Origin of the sequence: Paraburkholderia lebeckiae, assembly GCF_050436225.1 — a bacterium.
Classification (GTDB): domain Bacteria; phylum Pseudomonadota; class Gammaproteobacteria; order Burkholderiales; family Burkholderiaceae; genus Paraburkholderia; species Paraburkholderia tuberum.
Map to the genome: position 1 here is coordinate 721,953 of NZ_JBNDLU010000002.1, position 18,650 is coordinate 740,602.

At 63.4% G+C, this 18,650-nt stretch carries 20 protein-coding genes and 2 tRNA genes; 11 read left to right on the forward strand and 11 right to left on the reverse strand.

Translation table 11 applies throughout. The annotated features are described in order from the left end of the window. Position 1 precedes the first annotated feature (1 nt). From pstB to phoR, 4 genes are all read left to right on the forward strand, one after another. Positions 2–844, forward strand: coding sequence for a phosphate ABC transporter ATP-binding protein PstB (gene pstB / locus OKW45_RS18090; protein ID WP_409259166.1), 843 nt, complete (start codon positions 2–4; stop codon positions 842–844). Between the two features lie 28 nt (positions 845–872). Beyond that, positions 873–1,577 carry a phosphate signaling complex protein PhoU gene (gene phoU / locus OKW45_RS18095; RefSeq protein WP_027198295.1) on the forward strand — a complete coding sequence of 235 codons (705 nt, stop codon included), beginning with the start codon at positions 873–875 and terminating at the stop codon, positions 1,575–1,577. A gap of 26 nt (positions 1,578–1,603) precedes the next feature. Continuing rightward, positions 1,604–2,305, forward strand: a complete 702-nt coding sequence (gene phoB / locus OKW45_RS18100; protein ID WP_008922879.1) for a phosphate regulon transcriptional regulator PhoB — start codon at positions 1,604–1,606, stop codon at positions 2,303–2,305. A gap of 85 nt (positions 2,306–2,390) precedes the next feature. After that, complete coding sequence (gene phoR / locus OKW45_RS18105; RefSeq protein WP_018421231.1) at positions 2,391–3,704, forward strand: phosphate regulon sensor histidine kinase PhoR; 1,314 nt, start codon at positions 2,391–2,393, stop codon at positions 3,702–3,704. Between the two features lie 28 nt (positions 3,705–3,732). Here phoR and ppk1 read toward each other — a convergent pair whose 3' ends face one another. Beyond that, complete coding sequence (gene ppk1, locus OKW45_RS18110) at positions 3,733–5,796, reverse strand: polyphosphate kinase 1 (RefSeq protein ID WP_018421230.1); 2,064 nt, start codon at positions 5,794–5,796, stop codon at positions 3,733–3,735. Between the two features lie 204 nt (positions 5,797–6,000). On the opposite strand from ppk1, the gene ppx reads away from it, so the two are divergent. Continuing rightward, positions 6,001–7,653: an exopolyphosphatase gene (gene ppx, locus OKW45_RS18115; protein WP_429470239.1), complete on the forward strand. Its 1,653-nt coding sequence runs from the start codon at positions 6,001–6,003 to the stop codon at positions 7,651–7,653. A 93-nt stretch (positions 7,654–7,746) separates the two neighbouring features. Here ppx and OKW45_RS18120 read toward each other — a convergent pair whose 3' ends face one another. The 5 genes from OKW45_RS18120 to OKW45_RS18140 all read right to left on the reverse strand — a co-directional run bounded on the left by OKW45_RS18120 (position 7,747) and on the right by OKW45_RS18140 (position 10,291). Next, positions 7,747–8,559 carry a GNAT family N-acetyltransferase gene (locus OKW45_RS18120; protein WP_184028352.1) on the reverse strand — a complete coding sequence of 271 codons (813 nt, stop codon included), beginning with the start codon at positions 8,557–8,559 and terminating at the stop codon, positions 7,747–7,749. 155 nt (positions 8,560–8,714) lie between these two features. Beyond that, positions 8,715–9,173 carry a SixA phosphatase family protein gene (locus tag OKW45_RS18125; RefSeq protein WP_018421227.1) on the reverse strand — a complete coding sequence of 153 codons (459 nt, stop codon included), beginning with the start codon at positions 9,171–9,173 and terminating at the stop codon, positions 8,715–8,717. Positions 9,174–9,384: 211 nt separating this feature from the next. Further along, positions 9,385–9,461, reverse strand: a tRNA-Pro gene (locus OKW45_RS18130). Between the two features lie 110 nt (positions 9,462–9,571). Continuing rightward, positions 9,572–9,730 carry a DUF3309 family protein gene (locus OKW45_RS18135; protein ID WP_018421226.1) on the reverse strand — a complete coding sequence of 53 codons (159 nt, stop codon included), beginning with the start codon at positions 9,728–9,730 and terminating at the stop codon, positions 9,572–9,574. A gap of 384 nt (positions 9,731–10,114) precedes the next feature. Further along, complete coding sequence (locus OKW45_RS18140) at positions 10,115–10,291, reverse strand: hypothetical protein (protein ID WP_018421224.1); 177 nt, start codon at positions 10,289–10,291, stop codon at positions 10,115–10,117. Between the two features lie 150 nt (positions 10,292–10,441). Here OKW45_RS18140 and OKW45_RS18145 point away from each other — a divergent pair, with 150 nt between their 5' ends. After that, entirely contained in the window at positions 10,442–10,609 is a 168-nt protein-coding gene (locus OKW45_RS18145; RefSeq protein WP_018421223.1) for a hypothetical protein, read from the forward strand. A gap of 287 nt (positions 10,610–10,896) precedes the next feature. Here OKW45_RS18145 and OKW45_RS18150 read toward each other — a convergent pair whose 3' ends face one another. Then, complete coding sequence (locus OKW45_RS18150; protein ID WP_429473310.1) at positions 10,897–12,279, reverse strand: MATE family efflux transporter; 1,383 nt, start codon at positions 12,277–12,279, stop codon at positions 10,897–10,899. A 41-nt stretch (positions 12,280–12,320) separates the two neighbouring features. Then, complete coding sequence (locus tag OKW45_RS18155) at positions 12,321–12,629, reverse strand: DUF2288 domain-containing protein (RefSeq protein ID WP_429470241.1); 309 nt, start codon at positions 12,627–12,629, stop codon at positions 12,321–12,323. A gap of 717 nt (positions 12,630–13,346) precedes the next feature. Between OKW45_RS18155 and OKW45_RS18160 the strand changes: the two genes are divergently transcribed. Continuing rightward, positions 13,347–13,571 (forward strand): hypothetical protein, encoded by a 225-nt coding sequence (locus OKW45_RS18160; RefSeq protein ID WP_429470242.1) that lies wholly within the window; start codon positions 13,347–13,349, stop codon positions 13,569–13,571. Between the two features lie 44 nt (positions 13,572–13,615). Here the strand turns inward: OKW45_RS18160 and OKW45_RS18165 are convergent, their stop codons facing one another. The 3 genes from OKW45_RS18165 to OKW45_RS18175 form a co-directional block, all read right to left on the reverse strand. Further along, positions 13,616–13,942, reverse strand: coding sequence for a hypothetical protein (locus tag OKW45_RS18165; protein WP_018421218.1), 327 nt, complete (start codon positions 13,940–13,942; stop codon positions 13,616–13,618). Between the two features lie 94 nt (positions 13,943–14,036). Next, complete coding sequence (locus tag OKW45_RS18170; protein ID WP_429470244.1) at positions 14,037–14,759, reverse strand: peptidoglycan DD-metalloendopeptidase family protein; 723 nt, start codon at positions 14,757–14,759, stop codon at positions 14,037–14,039. A 151-nt stretch (positions 14,760–14,910) separates the two neighbouring features. After that, positions 14,911–15,819 carry an aldose epimerase family protein gene (locus OKW45_RS18175; protein ID WP_429470246.1) on the reverse strand — a complete coding sequence of 303 codons (909 nt, stop codon included), beginning with the start codon at positions 15,817–15,819 and terminating at the stop codon, positions 14,911–14,913. Between the two features lie 587 nt (positions 15,820–16,406). Here OKW45_RS18175 and OKW45_RS18180 point away from each other — a divergent pair. The 4 genes from OKW45_RS18180 (at position 16,407) to OKW45_RS18195 (ending at position 18,529) form a co-directional block, all read left to right on the forward strand. Continuing rightward, positions 16,407–17,237 (forward strand): undecaprenyl-diphosphate phosphatase, encoded by an 831-nt coding sequence (locus OKW45_RS18180; RefSeq protein ID WP_018421215.1) that lies wholly within the window; start codon positions 16,407–16,409, stop codon positions 17,235–17,237. A gap of 119 nt (positions 17,238–17,356) precedes the next feature. Next, positions 17,357–17,433, forward strand: a tRNA-Arg gene (locus tag OKW45_RS18185). Between the two features lie 179 nt (positions 17,434–17,612). Beyond that, a complete protein-coding gene (locus tag OKW45_RS18190) occupies positions 17,613–18,236 on the forward strand; it encodes a hypothetical protein (RefSeq protein WP_429470248.1) in 624 nt (207 codons plus the stop codon). Positions 18,237–18,322: 86 nt separating this feature from the next. Next, positions 18,323–18,529: a DNA-binding protein gene (locus tag OKW45_RS18195; protein ID WP_429470250.1), complete on the forward strand. Its 207-nt coding sequence runs from the start codon at positions 18,323–18,325 to the stop codon at positions 18,527–18,529. Positions 18,530–18,650: the final 121 nt, after the last annotated feature.

Genomic DNA, 18,650 nt, shown 5'->3' on the forward strand with positions numbered 1-18,650 from the left:
CATGGCAGAAACCCAACTCAATCCGATCGGGCACGCAGCCGCGCCCGCGGGCTCCGACCCCGAAAGCAGCGCTCACGCACAAACGCCGTCGCGTCCGAAGATCGAGGTCAAGGACCTCAACTTCTTCTACGGCAAGTATCACGCGCTGAAGAACATCAATCTGGAGATTCCCGAAGGCAAGGTGACCGCGTTCATCGGCCCGTCCGGCTGCGGCAAGTCCACGCTGCTGCGTACCTTCAACAAGATGTACGCGCTCTATCCGGAGCAGCGCGCGGAAGGCGAGATCGTGATGGACGGCGAAAACCTGCTGACCACGCGCCAGGACATTTCGCTGCTGCGCGCGCGCATCGGCATGGTGTTCCAGAAGCCGACGCCGTTCCCGATGTCGATCTACGACAACATCGCTTTCGGCGTGAAGATGTTCGAGAAGTTGTCGCGCTCGGAAATGGACGACCGCGTCGAATGGGCGCTTACCAAGGCGGCGCTGTGGAACGAGGTGAAGGACAAGCTCGGCCAGAGTGGCTACGGTTTGTCGGGCGGCCAGCAGCAGCGTCTGTGCATCGCGCGCGGCATTGCGATTCGCCCCGAAGTGCTGCTGCTCGACGAGCCGTGCTCGGCGCTCGACCCGATCTCGACGGGCCGCATCGAAGAGCTGATCGCTGAACTCAAGAGCGACTACACGGTGGTGATCGTCACGCACAACATGCAGCAGGCGGCCCGCTGTTCGGACTACACTGCCTATATGTACCTCGGTGAACTGATCGAATTCGGCGATACCGAAAAGATCTTCATCAAGCCGGTCCGCAAGGAAACCGAGGACTACATCACTGGCCGCTTCGGCTGATCCGCCGGGCAATACAACGGAGTACGACATGTCCGATAAACATCTGTCCAGCCAGTTCGACGCCGACCTGAACCTCGTTTCGTCGAAGGTGCTCGAAATGGGCGGTCTCGTCGAATCGCAGATCGTCAACGCGATGCAGGCGCTCAACGAATTCGACCTCGACATCGCCGAGCAGGTAATCGTCGCCGAAGACCGTCTGAACAAGATGGAAGTCGAGATCGACGAAGAGTGCAGCAACATCATCGCGCGCCGTCAGCCGGCCGCTCGCGATCTGCGCCTGCTGATCGCGATCTCGAAGACCATCACGAACCTCGAGCGCGCCGGCGACGAAGCCGAAAAGATCGCGAAGCGTACCAAGCGTCTGATGGAAGACGGCGCGTCGCGCACCATCAACATCGCCGAGATCAAGCTGTCCGGCGAAATGGCCGTGTCGATCCTGCGCCGTGCGCTGGACGCGTTCGCGCGTCTGGACACGGTCGCCGCCGCGCAGATCGTACGCGACGACAAGGCGATCGACGAGGAATTCCGCGCGTTCGTGCGCAAGCTGATTTCGTATATGACCGAAGATCCGCGTTCGATTTCGGTGGGCCTCGACTTCCTGTTCATCGCCAAGGCGATCGAGCGGATCGGCGACCACGCGAAGAACATCGCGGAATTCATCATCTACATCGTCAAGGGTACCGACGTGCGGCACCAATCGCGCGACGCGCTCGAACGCGAAGCGCTCAGCTAATCCAGAGATAAGGAACAGAGGTGCCGATGCCCAGCAGCATTCTCGTCATTGAAGATGAGCCCGCCATTTCCGAACTGATTTCGGTCAATCTTCAACACGCCGGGCACTGCCCGATTCGCGCCTACAACGCGGAGCAGGCGCACAACCTGATCAGCGACGTGCTGCCCGATCTCGTGCTGCTCGACTGGATGTTGCCGGGCAAATCGGGTATTTCGTTCGCGCGCGATCTGCGCAACAACGAGCGCACGAAGCATATCCCGATCATCATGCTGACCGCGCGAGGCGACGAGCAGGACAAGGTGCTCGGCCTCGAGATCGGCGCCGACGACTACGTGACGAAGCCGTTCTCGCCGAAGGAGCTGATGGCGCGCATCAAGGCGGTGCTGCGCCGCCGCGCGCCGCAGCTGACCGAAGACGTGGTCGCGATCAACGGCCTGAAGCTCGATCCGGCCACGCACCGCGTCGCCGCGCATGCGGAAGGCAGCGAGATCAAGCTCGATCTCGGCCCGACCGAATTCCGTCTGCTGCACTTCTTCATGACTCACCCGGAGCGCGTGCACAGCCGCACGCAACTGCTCGATCAGGTGTGGGGCGATCACGTGTTCGTCGAAGAGCGGACCGTTGACGTGCACATCAAGCGTCTGCGCGCGGCGCTCAAGCCGGCAGGGTGCGATGCTATGATTGAAACGGTACGCGGCAGCGGTTACCGGCTGGCGAAGAGCGCCTGATAGCCATCGGCGGCGCGCTGCATTGCATGGCGCTGTGCCGCCGTACCTCCCTCCTGCGCTGTATTTTCTCTTCGATCGCTAGACCATGAACATCATCTGGGCGCGCTCCATCGTGTCGGTCGTGCTGCTTGCTGTTCTGTGCGCGGTGGTCGGCGCACTGGTGAACGTCAAGGCAGGGCTCGCTCTCGCCATCGTCCTGCTGCTCGGACAGAGCGTCTTCAGTACCTTCCACAAGCAGCGTCTGTGGCGTCTGCTCGACGCGCCGGTGTATGGCGAAGTGCCGAGCGCCCCCGGCATCTGGGGCGAAATCTACTATCGTCTGCACAAGCTCGCGAAGCGCTGGCACGCCCAGGTGCGCCAGGTCGAGCAGCAGCATTCGCGTTTCATCCAGGCGATCCAGGCGTCGCCTAACGGTGTCGCGATGCTCGACGATCATGATCAGATCGAGTGGTGCAATGCGATTTCCGAAAGCCACTTTGGGCTCGATGCGAAGCGCGATCTGCGTCAGCACATTACGCATCTGGTGCGTCATCCGGATTTCGTGCGCTATCTGAATTCGCATCGGTACGAGGAAATGCTGATCATGCGCGGCATGGGCGACAAGCGCCAGAACGTGCTGTCGGTGCAGGTGTTTCCTTACGGCGACAATCGCAAGCTCGTGCTGTCGCAGGACATCACCGAACTCGAGCGCACCGATGCGATGCGGCGTGACTTCGTCGCCAACGTGTCGCACGAATTGAAAACACCGCTCACCGTGTTGTCCGGCTTTCTCGAGACGATGCGCGAGCTGCCGTTGGGCGAAGCCGAGCGCGCGCGTTATCTCGAGCTGATGGAGCAGCAGGCGTCGCGCATGCGTCATATCGTCAGCGATCTGCTCGTGCTAGCGAGGCTCGAAGGCGACAACAAGCCGCCGAGCGATCAGATGATCGACATGCGCGCGGTGTTGCGGCATCTGCGCGACGACGCGCAGAGCCTGTCCAGCGATCATCACAAGATCGTCTTCGATGCCGACGAAGCGCTGACCGTCACCGGCGTCGAAACCGAGATTTTCAGCGCATTCGGCAATCTGGTGACGAACGCGATCCGCTACACGCCGGACGGCGGCTCGATCAAGGTTAACTGGCGTGCGCAGGGTGGCCATGCGGTGTTCTCGGTCACCGATAGCGGCCTCGGCATTCCGGCCGCCGATATCCCGCGGCTCACCGAGCGCTTCTATCGCGTCGATCGCAGCCGTTCGCGCGATACGGGCGGCACCGGGCTCGGTCTCGCGATCGTCAAGCACGTACTGCAACGGCACGATGCGCAACTCGACGTAAAGAGCGAAGAAGGGCGCGGCAGCACGTTCACGGTGCGCTTTCCGGTGTATCGGACGGCGCACGTTCAAACCGCACAGGTTTGAACGCGGCAGTCGACTGAAACGCGGGCGACTACGAACAGAACTTGCCGAGCAGACTCATCTGCGCATTGCGCGACGCCTTGCCCGGCCGGCGCCGGCGATAGTGACCGTCGCTCTGCATCAGCCAGGCCGACTGGTTGTCGCCGAGAAACGCCGACAGCCCTTCCGCGATCACGCGCCGCTTCAGCCGCCGGTTGTTGACCGGGAATGCGACTTCGACGCGCCGGAACAGATTGCGATCCATCCAGTCGGCGCTTGACAGATAAACCTGTTCCTTGCCGCCGTCGTAGAAGTAGTAGATGCGATGGTGTTCGAGAAAGCGCCCGACGATCGAGCGCACCGTGATGTTCTCGGAGAGCCCTTGCACGCCCGGCTGCAGCGAGCACACGCCGCGCACGATCAGATCGATCTTCACGCCGGCCTGCGATGCTTCGTACAGCTCGGCGATCACCGTCGGCTCGAGCAGCGCGTTCATCTTCGCGACGATGCGCGCCTTTTTGCCCGCGCGCGCATGCTCGGCTTCCTGGCGGATCGCGTCGACGAGCTTAGGATGCAGCGTGAACGGCGACTGCCACAGCTCGTGCAGCTTCAACTCGCCGCCGATGCCGGTGAGCTGCTGGAACACATGGTGCACGTCCTCGCAGATCTTCTGATCGGCGGTCATCAGACCGAAATCGGTATAGAGGCGCGCGGTGCGCGGGTGATAGTTGCCCGTGCCGAGGTGTACGTAGCGCTTCAGGATCGCCTTGCCGCCCGCCGACACGCGTCGCACGATCAGCATCATCTTCGCGTGACACTTGTGGCCGACTACGCCGTAGACCACGTGCGCGCCGACCGCTTCGAGCTGCGAGGCCCAGTTGATGTTGGTTTCCTCGTCGAAGCGCGCGAGCAGCTCGACGACCACCGTGACTTCCTTGCCGTTGCGCGCGGCCTGCATCAGCGCATCCATCAGCGGCGAGTCGGTGCCGGTCCGATAGATGGTCTGCTTGATCGCGACCACGTTCGGGTCCTTGGCCGCCTGCAACAGCAGCTCGAGCACCGGCTGGAAGCTCTCGTACGGATGATGCAGCAGCACGTCGCCCTGGTCGATCACGTCGAACATGCTCGCGCTGTTGGCGATCTGCCTCGGCGTTGACGGAATGTGCGGCACGAACTTCAGATCCGGCCGGTCGACCATCTCGGGCAGCTGCATCAGCCGCACCAGATTGACGGGGCCGTTCACGTAGTAGCAGTCCTTGTTCGACAGACCGCTTTCGTCGAGCAGGCGCCGCACCACATGCGTGGGCGTTTCCGCCGACACTTCGAGCCGCACCGCATTGCCCAGATGCCGCGCCGGCAGTTCGCCCTGCAACGCGACGCGCAGATTGGTGATTTCGTCTTCGTCGACGAACAGCTCGCTATTGCGCGTGATGCGAAACTGATTGCAGCTGCGCACGACGAGATTCGGAAACAGCTCGCCGACAAAGTGTTGGAGCAGCGAGCTCAGTAGCACGAAGCCATGCGGATAACCCGACAGCTCCTGCGGCATGCGCACGAGTCGCGGCAGCGCGCGCGGCGCCTGCACGATGCCCATCATCGCCTGACGACCGAACGCGTCCTTGCCCTCGAGCTCGACGACGAAGTTCAGGCTCTTGTTCAGCACGCGCGGAAACGGATGCGCGGGGTCGAGACCGATCGGCGTGAGCACCGGCAGCAGTTCGTTGAAGAAGTAGTTGCGCGCCCATTCGGTCTGCGCGTCGCTCCAGGCTTCGTTGCCGTGGAAATAGATGCCTTCCTGTTCGAGCGCGGTGAGCACCGTGTCGTGCAGCATCGTGTACTGGCGATGCACGAGCTTCTGCGCGCGTTCGACCACGAGGTCGTACATGTGAAGCAGCGACATGCCGTCGGGCGACAATGCGCCGGGGTTGTCGCCCATCTGTTCCTGAAGCCCGGCCATGCGGACTTCGAAGAATTCGTCGAGATTGCTACTGGTGATGCAGATAAAGCGGAGACGTTCGAGCAGGGGGACGGCGGGATCGGCGGCTTGCGCCAACACACGCTCGTTGAAACCCAGAATGCCCAGCTCGCGATTCAATAAGGGATAGCGGACGGACATCGGCGGCGAGATTGAAATGTCTGAAATGGAGACAGAAAGACGCTCGGAAATTCTCACGGTTTGGTGACGTCCTGATGACATCGGTGATGTTCTTAAGATTTTATGCCGCAATCGTCGTCTGTCGTCAATATGACGCGCTACCTATGCGACGATACCGAACTCCCTGCGCCGCGAGGTGACACCGTGAAGGCTGCTACGCTTAGAATGGCGTCTTTGAACAGTGCGGCCGGCCGCGACGCGCATCGTGCGCCGAAGGCGCCGGGCAGGCGCGTGGCGCTGCCGGAGTCCGCCGCCACGCCCTCGGCCGCATCCGCCGCGCTCGCGCGCATGGAGTACGCTTACCCGATGGTCAATATTCCTCATCTCCTCGCCGCCGTCGATCTCGGTTCGAACAGCTTCCGGCTAATCGTGGGCCGGGTCGAGGAAACCGACGCGGGCAGCCAGATCTATCAGGTGGACGCCTTGCGCGAGCCGGTGCGGCTCGCGGCCGGGCTATCGAGCGACAAGATGCTCGATCGCGCGTCGCAGGTGCGTGGCTGGGATGCGCTGAAGCGCTTCGGCGAGCGGTTGCGCGATTTTCATCCGGACCACGTGCGCGCGGTCGCGACCAATACGCTGCGCATCGCGAAGAATGCGGGCGAATTTCTCGGCGAAGCGCAGGCCGCGCTCGGTTTTCCGATCGAAGTGATCGCCGGTCGCGAGGAAGCGCGCCTGATTTATGCGGGCGCCGCGCACTCGGTGCCGGCGAGCGCGGGCAAGCGGCTCGTCGTCGATATCGGCGGTGGCTCGACGGAATTCATCATCGGCTCGCACTACACGCCGATCATGATGGAGAGCTTGTATATCGGCTGCGTGAGCCATAGCCGCGCGTTTTTCCCGGCCGGCAACGTCGACGAGTACACGATGCGCCAGGCCGAGCTCGCCGCGCGCCGCGAAATCCAGATCATTTCCGCCGAATACAAGAAGACCGGCTGGGAGCAGGCGATCGGCTCGTCGGGCACCGCGCGCGCGCTCGCCGAACTGGTCGAGGCGAACAATTTCAACGATGCGGGCGTCACGCACGGCATTTCGCGCGGCGGCCTCGAGCGGCTCAAGCGCGCGCTGATCAAGGCCGAAAACGTCAACCGGCTGAAACTGATTGCGCTGAAGAGCGACCGCGTGCCGGTGCTCGCGGGCGGGCTGTCGATCATGATCGCGGTGTTCGACGAACTGGGCGTCGACTATGTCGACACCACCGACGGCGCGCTGCGCCTCGGCGTCATGTACGACCTGCTCGGCCGTTCGCAGCACGAGGACATGCGTACGGTGACGGTCGAGGGCTTCATGCGCCGCTATGGCGTCGATCGCCCGCAGGCGGGGCGCATCGGCGATCTGTCGACGAGCTTCTACGACCAGTTCGTCGAACCGGACGAGGAACGCCGCACGGAAAACCGCATGTTCATCGGCTGGGCGGCGTCGCTACACGAAATCGGGCTGTCGATCTCGCATAGCGCGTATCACAAACACTCGGCTTATATCGCAAGCAATGCCGACATGCCGGGCTTTTCGCGTACCGACCAGGCGCGCCTCGCCGCGCTCGTGCTCGGCCACGCGGGCAAGCTCGGCAAGCTGTCGCAGACGCGCGACGTGGAATGGCCGCTGCTGTTCTGTCTGCGGCTCGCGGCGTTGCTGTGCCGTCGACGCGCGGACGTCGGCCTGCCGGGCATCACGGTTGCTCAGGCGAACGGCGGCTACGAGGTGCGTTTGCCGAACGCGTGGGTCGCCAACAATCCGTTGACGGATTACAGCCTGATCCAGGAGGCGGCGGAGTGGGAGAAAGTCGGGATTCCGTACCGTGTCGTTTATACGGACGATTGACGCGATGCGATTCGACGCACGCGTCGATTCGCGGCGTGTGCATGAACAAAAAAAGCCCTGCAAATGCAGGGCTTTTTCGTATCTCGGTGCAGCTTATCGCGGCAACGCGTCGCCGAGGAAGTGCCGCGCATAGCGCGCGTTGATATCGGACAGACGGAACAGCGTCAGGAAATCCGCGGTATTGAAGTCGGGGTCCCACGCCGGTGCGCCGCAAATCTTCGCGCCGAGACGCAAGTAGCCCTTCACGAGCGGCGGCGGCGCGACGGCGGCACCCGTCTGCAGTTCGTCGACCGGCAGCGGCGTATGCGGGAACGCGCGGTATTCGGGCGCGGTAAGCGCGTTGTCGCGCAGCGAGCAATACAGGTTCGCCGCATAGTGGCCGCCGTCGGCCATCGCGACGCTCGCGCAGCCGAGCATCGTTTCGTAGCCGTTGTGCTTCATGTACGCGGCGAGCCCAGCCCACAGCGACATGATCACCGAGCCGCTGCGATAGTCGGGATGCACGCACGAGCGGCCGACCTCGACCATCTTCGCGCGCAGATGAGTGAGACGCGACACGTCGAACTCGCTTTCCGCATATAGACGGCCGATGCGCGCGGCCTGATGCGGCGGCAGAGCGCGATACGTGCCGACTACTTTCAACGTGTCGAGATCGCGTACCAGCAAATGGTCGCAGTACGAATCGAAGGCATCGACGTCGAGGCCCGCGGGGCCGCTGAGGCGTGCGCCCATTTCGTCGGCGAAGACGCGATAGCGTAGACGCTGCGCTTCACGCAGCTCTTCGTCGGTACGCGCCCACGACACTTGCAGGCGATGCTGCGCGGTGACCGTTTCCTCGGCACGCGGCAGACGGCGCGGTTCGAAAAGCGAGGCGAAGGGCAGGGTGGGCGTCGGCAGTTCTCGCATTGGCTGTCCTGGTCGAAAAGAGTGAGGATTTCTTTTTTCGCCAATGTAGTAACGCGCGGTGACGCTCGCATGGCAAAGCCGTGACGATTGGATGACTGCCCGTAAGCCCTCGCGTGGGTGCCTGTAATGTCGGAGGCGTCGCGCGACACGCGCGCTCAGATCAGATCGGGGCTGATGGCGGCGCGCAACACCGCCTCATCTTCGCCGTTGCGCTCGCGGCTCTCGATCCACCAGATGCCGGCTTTTTTCAGTGGCCAGCTCGCGCGGCTGTCGCCGAGCAGTTGCGCGGCGACGTGGCCGAGCGTCGGTTGATGGCCGACGATCACCACGGTTTGCGCGATGCCGCCGGGCCAGCCGGCCGCTTCCAGGACGTCGTTCGCGCTCGCGTTCGGCGCGAGTTCGCGCACGACGCGGTACTGGTCGCTCAACGTCTCGGCGGTCTGGATGGTGCGCACGGCGGGGCTCGCGAGTATGACCGCGTCGTCGGGCAAACGGGCGCGCAGCCATTTCGCGGCGTTCTGCGCCTGCTTGCGGCCGCGCGTGGTGAGTGCGCGGGAGAGATCGCTCGCGGCGACATCTTCTGCTTCGGCGTGACGCCAGAGGATCAGGTCCATGGGAGTCTCCTTTTTGAGCGGCTTGGGATGGCGTTGCGGCGGGCTTACGCGTCTTCGCAGCGAGGTACCTGCGCAAGCACTGTCGCATGCGCGAGTGATGATTTGCAAGGCGAGTGCCTGACGGGGCGGCTGTCGGCGTCCACGTGAACGCGAGCCCAAAAAGCAAAAACCCGCGAAGCCGGAGGCTTCGCGGGTTTCGACCTGCTTTTCGTGGTCGGAGCGATAGGATTCGAACCTACGACCCTCTGATCCCAAATCAGATGCGCTACCAGGCTGCGCTACGCTCCGACGAATCCGAGAGTATAGGGGGTGCGTGCAGGAGCGTCAATCCCTTGGCGGCAACAACCGTACGGGCAACGACGTTCGCCGTAGCGGGCTCGCGCCGGCCTCGCGGTGGGCTATATACGCCCCATCAACAGCAGAATGATCACGATGATCAGCACGACGCCGACGAGTCCAGTCGGCCGATAGCCCCAGCCGCTGCTATACGGCCAGCTTGGCAACGCGCCGATCAGCAGCAGGATGAGCACGATTAGCAGGATGGTTCCGACGGTCATGGCGTTCTCCTTTTTGCGGGGGCCGCGAAATCGCTGGCCGCATCGTCACGCTGGTGTGGCGCACGCGCCGCGACAATCGACGCGCGTGTCGCGCGTCTGTTGCTGGATCGGAATCAGCAAGGCATGTGCCCAGCACCCGTTAAGCTCGATGCAGTGAGGCCTTGGACGAAGGCGCAGAAGGAGAGAGCGACGCAGGAAGCGTCGTCGTTCGATGTATGTATGCCCAAAGAACCGGAAAGGCGTCGCGCACGTCCAGCGGACCTCGATGCGCGCAGGCGCCGCAAAGCCGGTCAACGCGTCATCGCGCGGACGCGCGACTGAGGCACCGTGACATGCCGGTGCCGCGGCCAGAGGCCATTCGGTCCGAGTCGAAGATCACCTGCATCAATGCCTTGGACGCCTCCAATGCGGCATATGTAGATGCTGATGCGTCCAGTGATGCAGCATGCCCTCGCCATCGTGTTCACGCCGGTATGCCCGCGATTCGAAAATCGACAACGCCACCAGCACGATCAGACCTATTGCGAGCCCGATCAGGCCCGCGATCGATTCACCGTCCATGGCAGTCTCCCGGTAGGTTCAGCCATGAACCCATAGTAGCGCAGCTCTGGCGAAATCTCACGAAATGGAACGGGCGGAACGCGCTTTGCGGTTAGACTCTCGGCGCGCCGGCGGACGTCCGCCATCGCTTTGTCCGGAGACGATTGCAAAATGACCCGCGTTCTGACTCTTGCCTTGCTGTTTTGCGCCGGCGTCGCCGGCTGTGCGGACAATCCGTCCGCGCATCGCGGCAGCCCGCCACATGATCCCGCCGACTACCACGGCGTGCCCACCGATGATCGGCCGCCCGCGATGGTGCCCGCCCCCGTCGCACAGTGAGCGCTCGTTCAGCGAAGAGAAAAGAGTGCAGCCCGTGATGAAGCTGTGCAACGAGAAAGCGCCTGCAGCGCGAAACCGTCGTTGAAGTGAAAACGACCGGGAAAGGATGGGGAAAGCGAAGCACCGGCGCGGGCACGCCGGCACTTCTGACCCGTGCCGACTGTTCGCGCGGAGAGCACGGGCTGAGAGCATTCTAGGACGCGCTCGTTATGCGATATGTATGCGCTTGTTTCAAGCCGTAACGGTCTGTCGTCCGCCGGATAGCCAATGACGCCCAACGCACCGCGCTACGCGGCCGCAATCCCCCGCGACACGCCCGGCAGGTAACGCGCGAGCGTTGCGCCACGCGTGGCCATGAAGATCAGCAGCGCGATCCACAGCCCGTGATTGCCGTGCCACGCTAGCAATGCCGACGCCGCCGCCACGAACACCGCAAGCGACACCACCATCGACATCATCAGCTCGCGCGTTCGCGTCGCGCCGATGAACACGCCGTCGAGCAGGAAGCCCCACACCGAAATTACCGGCGACAGCGCCGCCCACGGCAGATAGGTTTCGGCCGCGGCACGCACAGCGGCCTGATTGGTCAGCCGCTCGATGATCCACGCACCCGCGCCCCAGTACACACACGAGAAGCCGATCGCGCCGAGCGCCGACCACAGCGCGGTGACCTTGAGCGCCTGCGCGAACGCGTGACGATCGCGCGCACCGATCGCCGCGCCGACCAGCGCCTCGGCCGCGTGCGCGAAGCCGTCGAGGCCGTACGCCATGAAGGTCTGGAAATTGAGTAGCAATGCGTTCGCGGCGAGCGTCGCGTCGCCTTGCCGCGCGCCGAGATGCGCGAACCAGCCGAACGACGACAGCAGGCACAGCGTGCGCACGAAAATGTCGCGATTGAGCACGACGAGCCGCTTCAGCGCGGCGGCGTCGAACAAGGCGGCGCGATTCAGCGCGGGTAGGCCGCGCGGCCTGCCGTGCCATAGCAGGGCGAGCCCGAGCACGAAGCCGAGCGCGTCGGCGGTCGCGGTAGCCGCGCCGATGCCGGCCACACCCCAATGAAACGCGTACACGTACAGCAGCACCGCGACGATGTTCACGCTGTTGATGAAGACCTGCGACAGCAACGCGAGCCGCACCCGCTGCGTGCCGAGCAGCCAGCCGAGCACCACGTAGTTGCCGAGCGCGAGCGGTGCGGCCCAGATGCGCGCGTGGCAATAAATCTGCGCGTGCCGCTGCACGGCGTCGCTGCCGCCGATCGCCCGCAGCGCATAGTCGATCAGCGGTTGCTGCACGAGCAGCACCAGCGCGCCGATCGCGGCCGCCATCAGCAGTGCGCGCACGACGGTATTGCGCAACTCGTCGCTGCGGCCCGCGCCGTGCGCCTGCGCGACGAGGCCGGTCGTGCCCATGCGCAGGAAGCCGAAGCCCCAGAACACGAAGTTGAAGAACAGCCCGCCGAGCGCGACGCCGCCGAGGTACGAGGCACTGTCCAGATGACCAGCGACGGCGGTGTCGACCGCGCCGAGGATCGGTTGCGTCAGATTCGCGAGGACGATCGGGAATGCGAGCGCGAGCACCCGGCGATGCCAGCGCACCGGCAGCGCGGGCGCGCTGGCTGGGTGTGCGGCGGTTTCGGATGGCGCGGCGGGGGGCGTACCGGGATCGGGCATAACGGCATCGGGCATACCGGCATCGGGCGTCCTCGCGTCGTTCAAGAGCGCTCCTGCACACACACCCAAGGCGAGACGACGACCGCCCAAAGCTCGGGGTCGCGCGCGGCGAAATCGGCGGCCGTCTCCGGCTGCACGCGCTCGACGAGGCCGGAGGACAACCATTGGGCGACCTGGGTGGTGTCGTCGTTGGCGATTGCTTCGGCGACGCTCACGAGATCGAGGTCGCGCGCGACGTGCAGCAGTATGCCGCCCGCCAAGAAACGTTGGAGTTCGCTCCAGCCGATCTTGGCGGTTTCGCCGAGCAGCTTCGCGTAAAGGGGGCTTTGGGAGGCGTCGCTGGAAGTCATCGTGCGCAGGGTCGGACGGGGCCGTCACTATAAACTATTGGCAAGGACCGGCGGGCTGCGTGGCGGCCTTGCGCAACGCGCCGGGCGGTCTTTTATGCAGCGCGGACTGAATCGGATTCTGAACCTGGATGACGGCGGATTCAACGACGGCGGCGCACGAGGCGTGCCGCCCATCAGCACCGGCCATTAATCGTCCGAATGTTCAAAGCGGAAACGAGTTTGAATGCGGTTTCAATATTGTCGGCGGAATTGTCAATGTTAAAGATTTCACTATTCGCGAATTATTGTGAAGAAGTATTGACGCTTATTCGGAAGAGTTGCCGCGACCAATCGATGCGTTACGTGCGTTTCCGCACCAAGTTAATATTCGCAACCCGGAGCTGCGTTATTGCCGAATGAGTTAGTGTTATTCGGCCAGACGTCTTTCCTCTGCTGTTTTGGCGGGACTTTCCGCTGATAGCCTAGGAACATTGGCCGATGCGATACTCCGACATTCCTGTTCGAATGATCTGGCGTGTGGAGTATCCCAGCTGCGGCGCATTAAGCCGGTCTGATTCCGACATTTCCGATTCACGGATTGCGGAATCCGTACGCCGTGTAACACTGTCCGCAAAATTAATGCATTGCGCTTGTAAATGCAGATTGTTAGATTTCGTTCTGGCGCATGGTGAACCGGTCCTTTGCCGATATGCGCCGAACCCCCGTTAGCCCGGCCTCGTGCCGGGCTTTTTTTTGAATGGATTTACGCAGATGTTTAACCGTGCCTCAGCGATCTTCACCGCGAATTCACAATATGCGGCCGATGATAGCGGATTATTTATCGGCGCGAGACTCATGACCGGGGTGATCATTTTTGTCGGCGTGTGGCTAATCGCGCTCGCGTTGCTGGTGCGCTTCGCCGCGCGCATCGATCCGCGCTCCGGGCGCCGGCGAGGCCGCTAAGCGGTGGCGCTCGGCGGCCGCGCGTGCCGCACGGCGCGCTGCCTTTACTGCTTGCAGCGGACGACCATCGAACGGTTTTTCACATTCGCGCCGAAAATCCCACCGATCGTGCCGCCCGACGTCGCGCCGTTGTCGACGTCTTTCGAAACCACGTCGTACCCGTAGTTGCCGCAGGTTTCGCCCGCGCGCTTATAGCACTCGGCCCAGCTCGTGCTGGCGTCGCTGCCGCTGCAGTTGATCGCGAAGCCGGTGTCGCCGCTTGGCAGATAGGTCATCGTGGTCGTGGTCGAGCAGCCGCCGAGGCCGCCAAGCGTCAGGAGGCCAAGACTGATCGTTGCCGCCGTCGCGACGCGCGCCAATGGGCTTTTCATTTCAGATTCCTTGCAAATAGCGGAAGGGCGTGGCGCGCAGCCACGCCGCTTCGAATTGAGCGTTTATAGCACGGCGGGTTCCCGCGCCCGCCGCCTAGCGCGGCGGCAGTTCTTTCGACGGATCGATCGAGCGGCCCTGGTAGCGCAGTTCGAAATGCAGCATCACGCGATCGGTATCGGTGTCGCCCATTTCGGCGATTTTCTGGCCGCGCTTGACCGATTCGCCTTCCTTCACCAACAGCGCGCGGTTATGCGCGTAAGCGGTCAGATAGTCGGCGTTGTGCTTGAGGATCAGCAGATTGCCGTAGCCGCGCAGACCGTTGCCCGCATAGACGACGGTGCCAGGCGCCGCCGCGACGATGGGCGTGCCGGCCGGCGCGGAAATATCGATACCCTTCGAGTTGCCGCCGTCGAAACGGCGGAACACCGTGCCGTCGGCCGGCCATACCAGCGAGATCGGCGCGGGTGCGGTCGCCGGCGTAGTGTCCGCGGGCGCAGGACGCGGCGTGGCCGCCGCGCTCGCGCTGCCACTGCTGCTACCGCCACCGCCGCTGCGGATCGCGCCGCTCGTCGACGCCGCGCCGGCTGGTGGCGCGACGCGCAGGACCTGCCCGACCTCGATGCTGTCGGGATTGGTCAGGTTGTTCCAGCGTGCGATGTTCTGCACCGATTGCCGGTTGCCGCGCGCGATTTTCGACAGCGTGTCGCCCCGTTCGACCCGGTAGTAGCCCGGCCCCACCGGCGCCGACCCGCACGCGGCGAGCAGCGCGAGCAATGCCGCGCAGCCGAGTCGTTTGATTCTTGTCGTTTCCAGCATTGGACCTCGCAAAGCACTGCCGCGCTGATCCCGATCACGCGGCACAGACAGACAAAGCGTTCGATTCTAACGGTTTTGTGTTGCGCCCCCCGGCGAGGGGGGCGAGGTGGCAGGCGGGCGCTTCGAGCGGCTCGCCGCCGGCGTCGGCGTATCAGCTGGTCTTCTCGACGGTAATGCGCAGTGCCGCCGTTTCGGTTTGTCCCGGCTCGAGCCAGCGCAAACCTCGGCCGTTGTGGATCGCATCGGGCAAGCCGAGCCACGGCTCCACGCAGTAAAAGTCCGACTGCGGCGTTTCAGTCCATGTCGTCACCGAGTACCAGGGCACCGAGCCGGGCCGCTGCAGATCGATCGTGATCACGCGATCGATGCCCGGCGCCTCGACCCTCACCGGTCGATCGGGCGTGCCGGTCAGGCAATGGAAGCGGTCGTAGATGCGGTCTTCGTCGAGCGTGTAGCTCGCTTCGCCCGGCTCGGCGGGGCTGATCGAGCCGTCGTCGAGCTGACGGCACCGCTCGGTGCGCGGCAGTTCGATCGTCGTCTGCGCGCGCTGCGTATGCGGCAGCGCGAAGTAGAAGTGATGGCCGGCGTAGTAAGGCAGGGGCGTGTCGCCGGTATTGGTGGTGGTCAGCGTCACGTCGAGCGTGCGCGGATCGATGAGCTCGTAGACGGCCTCGAAGCGGAAGCCGAACGGATAGGAGCCGCAGGTCGCTTCACTGTCGGTCAGTACCATCCGCAGGCCGGCGCCATGCACGTCGGCGTGAGGCTCGAACGGCAGGTCGCGCGCGAAGCCGTGCATCGGCAGCTCGCGCACGGTGCCCTGCGCGTCACGCCAATAGCCGATCTTGCCGTCGACGCGATGACGGCCGAGAAATGGAAACAGCAGCGGATTGCCGCCGCGAATCCGCGCGGGCACGCTCCAGTCGGCGTGCTCGGGCCAGTGAATCACCTCTTCGCCGTCGATCGTCCACGACAGCAGACGGCCGCCGGCTTGCGGCGAAAAACGGAGCACCGAGGCGTCCTGGGCGATCTCGAGAATGTCCTGTTCCGGGGAGAGGGGCATGGTCAATAGGTAGCCAGATAGAGGTTGAGGGTCGCACAAGGCGGCCGCGTGCGTCGGCCGTTGCAACCGCATCGAAGCGGCGTTTTGCGCCATTCGCTGCGACTGCGTCTTGCGCGGCGAAACCGCGATTTTGCGCTGCTTTGCGCTACGGGGAAACCCTTCCCGGGAAATTGCGGGTGTCGGAAAAGAGCGAATCCTATTGATAATCCGCCTCAGCGTCCGGTCCATCCGACTCCCGGGCGAATCGGCTCAGGAGGCATCATGGATCTCGCAACGGCAATGGCGGTGGCCTTATTCGGTATATTCACTGCCAGCACGTACTACTTCTTCCATTCGCTCGAACGCTGATCCCGCTGGTTTCATTCTCTGTTTCACAGCACGCGCGCGACGAATCCGCCGCCCGCTTCCTTGCACTCGCGTAATAACGGTGTCGAGTTGTGACGCGGCGCGTCAATATCTCTCCGAATGTCGCCTAACCGCTTGGCGCTGGGTGTGTAGCCAGGCATAATCGGTGCGCCTTTGACGCGCCGGCTCCCCCTTTTGTGCGGCGCGCAGTTCCCCGACACTTTCCTTACAAGGACCGCCGCGTGAACCTGTCGTTTCTCATTTTTCTGAGCGTGCTGCAAGGCGTTACCGAACTGTTTCCGGTGAGCAGCCTTGGCCACACGCTGCTCGTGCCAGCCCTGTTCGACATGCATATCGACAAGCATGCGCCGCAACTGCTGCCGTTCCTCGTCGCCCTGCATCTCGGCACCGCGTTCGCGCTGCTGTGGTACTTCCGCGCGCGCTGGTACGCGCTGGTGCGCGGTTTCTTCGCGTCGCTCGGCGGCCGCCGCAACGACGACGGTCACATGATGTGGGCGCTGATCATCGGTACGATTCCGGCGGGCCTCGTCGGTCTCGTGCTGGAAAAGCGCCTCGAGGCGCTTTTTCATGATCTGCGGATCGTCGCGATTGCGTTGATCGTGAACGGCGTGCTGCTGTGGTTCGGCGATCGCCTGCAACGCGCGCGCGCGCATCAGGCGCCGGAAAAGCTGACGTTCCGCCAGGCCTTCTTCGTCGGCCTCGCGCAGATCGGCGCGCTGATTCCGGGCTTCTCGCGCAGTGGCCTGACGATGATCGCCGGCAATGCGGCCGGCCTCACCACCGAGAAAGCCGCCGAGTTTTCGTTCTTGCTCGGCACGCCGATCATTTTCGCCGCTGGCGTACTCGAAGTGCCGAAGCTGCTTCACGCGCCGAGCCAGCTTGCCGACGCGGTGCTCGGCGGCGTGCTGACCGCGATCGCAGCGTACCTGAGCGTGCGTTTCCTGATGCGCTATTTCGAAGGCCGCGGACGTCTCGCGTCGTTCGGCGCGTACTGCGCGATCGCGGGAATCCTGTTCCTCGGCTGGTTCATGCTGCATCCGCAGCCGGTCTGAGCGCGCCGGGCGATCGGTTATAATCCGGGCCCGCCTGGTTGCAGGTCAGTTAGAATTTCAGTTTGTGGGAAATCGGGTGGCTCGCGGCGAGTGCCGGTTTCATGCAGATATCGATCCATACGGCAGTAGCTCAGCTGGATAGAGCATCGGCCTTCTAAGCCGAGGGTCGGGGGTTCGAGCCCCTCCTGCCGTACCAGTAAAATCAAGCAATTAGCCCGGTTTTTAAAACCGGGCTTTTTGTTTTTTAGGATCCGTGTAACCGCTGTGTAACCGAATTCCATCAATCGGGTCACCGGTTAAATGCCGATCCTCAGGCCCGCGGGCAGCGAGCAGAAACACCGCCTCCGCCGCTGGCGACATAAACCGAACGACGCGATGAATCAAGCTCACAACCGCCTGCCGCTCACCGATATCGTTAGGCTCATCATCAGGCACGAGGCCGCGACACAGACTGCCAAAAGCAAGCTCAATGTGCAGTGGGAGCGTGAATGGCCGCTGCTCGATAAGCTGATGACAGCGGCAAGATCGGGCGACCTGAAGGTCTACAACCCCGGCGAATTCCAGAGCATCGCGCTCGACAAGCTGCAGCAGCCCTCGCTGTTAATGAATTGCGAGGCATATCTCGAAGACGTGGACGCGTGGCTGGACCTGCACGAGTCGCGCACTCCGTTCAGGTTCGCGCGATTTGCCGTGATGCCCGCGCCTCTCGCGAATCAGCTGGCGTTAGCCCAAGCTAGGACTGTCCAACATTCGATTGAGCCGGACGTGCGCCGACCGGTGACGCGGCATCAGCACCAAGAGGAAGAAGTGCTACGCGTTATCCGCGAGTTAGGCCACGACCCGAAGAAGCTGCCGAAGCAGAGAGCGGGACACAGGGGCATTAAGGCGGCCGTGCGCTCAAAACTCTCTTTCAGTCCGAGCATCTTTAACAAGGCATGGGAACGCCTGCGCAAGAGCCGCGACATTGGCGAGGACGAGGTATCCCCCAAATTGGAGTAGAGGGGACCGTTGCCAAGGGACGGTGTGTGGGAGATTTAATGCAATCACCTTAAATCAACGTCTATGGCGGCAAGGTGACATTCATAATGCAGCAACTCACGGCGTACCAAGTCCCGCGTCGCCCGATGACGACGGAGGAACTGGCGACGCTCCTCTCGATTCGTCCGCAGTCCGTCCGCAAGCGCTACTGCCTGACCGGCTCGTATTTCTCGCTGCGCCCGGTCAAGCTGCCTAATGGCCGCCTGATGTGGCCGGCTGACGCTCTTGCCCAACTGACAGCGGAGGCGGTGTGACTTGCGCACGGCCTGTGAGAATGCCAACATGCGGACGCCCCGCGCCAGACTGGCGCGATGGGAAGCGGCAGGAACGGGCGTGGCGCGCCCGTTCCTGCCTGACCACGCAAACGACCTTTAA

What these genes read in the sequence shown, in the direction of transcription:
- pstB (WP_409259166.1), top strand. Translation starts at nt 2, where the DNA reads ATGGCAGAAACCCAACTCAATCCGATCGGGCACGCAGCCGCGCCCGCG.
- phoU (WP_027198295.1), top strand. Translation starts at nt 873, where the DNA reads ATGTCCGATAAACATCTGTCCAGCCAGTTCGACGCCGACCTGAACCTC.
- phoB (WP_008922879.1), top strand. Translation starts at nt 1,604, where the DNA reads ATGCCCAGCAGCATTCTCGTCATTGAAGATGAGCCCGCCATTTCCGAA.
- phoR (WP_018421231.1), top strand. Translation starts at nt 2,391, where the DNA reads ATGAACATCATCTGGGCGCGCTCCATCGTGTCGGTCGTGCTGCTTGCT.
- ppk1 (WP_018421230.1), bottom strand. Translation starts at nt 5,796, where the DNA reads ATGTCCGTCCGCTATCCCTTATTGAATCGCGAGCTGGGCATTCTGGGT.
- ppx (WP_429470239.1), top strand. Translation starts at nt 6,001, where the DNA reads ATGGCGTCTTTGAACAGTGCGGCCGGCCGCGACGCGCATCGTGCGCCG.
- OKW45_RS18120 (WP_184028352.1), bottom strand. Translation starts at nt 8,559, where the DNA reads ATGCGAGAACTGCCGACGCCCACCCTGCCCTTCGCCTCGCTTTTCGAA.
- OKW45_RS18125 (WP_018421227.1), bottom strand. Translation starts at nt 9,173, where the DNA reads ATGGACCTGATCCTCTGGCGTCACGCCGAAGCAGAAGATGTCGCCGCG.
- OKW45_RS18135 (WP_018421226.1), bottom strand. Translation starts at nt 9,730, where the DNA reads ATGACCGTCGGAACCATCCTGCTAATCGTGCTCATCCTGCTGCTGATC.
- OKW45_RS18140 (WP_018421224.1), bottom strand. Translation starts at nt 10,291, where the DNA reads ATGGACGGTGAATCGATCGCGGGCCTGATCGGGCTCGCAATAGGTCTG.
- OKW45_RS18145 (WP_018421223.1), top strand. Translation starts at nt 10,442, where the DNA reads ATGACCCGCGTTCTGACTCTTGCCTTGCTGTTTTGCGCCGGCGTCGCC.
- OKW45_RS18150 (WP_429473310.1), bottom strand. Translation starts at nt 12,279, where the DNA reads ATGCCCGATCCCGGTACGCCCCCCGCCGCGCCATCCGAAACCGCCGCA.
- OKW45_RS18155 (WP_429470241.1), bottom strand. Translation starts at nt 12,629, where the DNA reads ATGACTTCCAGCGACGCCTCCCAAAGCCCCCTTTACGCGAAGCTGCTC.
- OKW45_RS18165 (WP_018421218.1), bottom strand. Translation starts at nt 13,942, where the DNA reads ATGAAAAGCCCATTGGCGCGCGTCGCGACGGCGGCAACGATCAGTCTT.
- OKW45_RS18170 (WP_429470244.1), bottom strand. Translation starts at nt 14,759, where the DNA reads ATGCTGGAAACGACAAGAATCAAACGACTCGGCTGCGCGGCATTGCTC.
- OKW45_RS18175 (WP_429470246.1), bottom strand. Translation starts at nt 15,819, where the DNA reads ATGCCCCTCTCCCCGGAACAGGACATTCTCGAGATCGCCCAGGACGCC.
- OKW45_RS18190 (WP_429470248.1), top strand. Translation starts at nt 17,613, where the DNA reads ATGAATCAAGCTCACAACCGCCTGCCGCTCACCGATATCGTTAGGCTC.
- OKW45_RS18195 (WP_429470250.1), top strand. Translation starts at nt 18,323, where the DNA reads ATGCAGCAACTCACGGCGTACCAAGTCCCGCGTCGCCCGATGACGACG.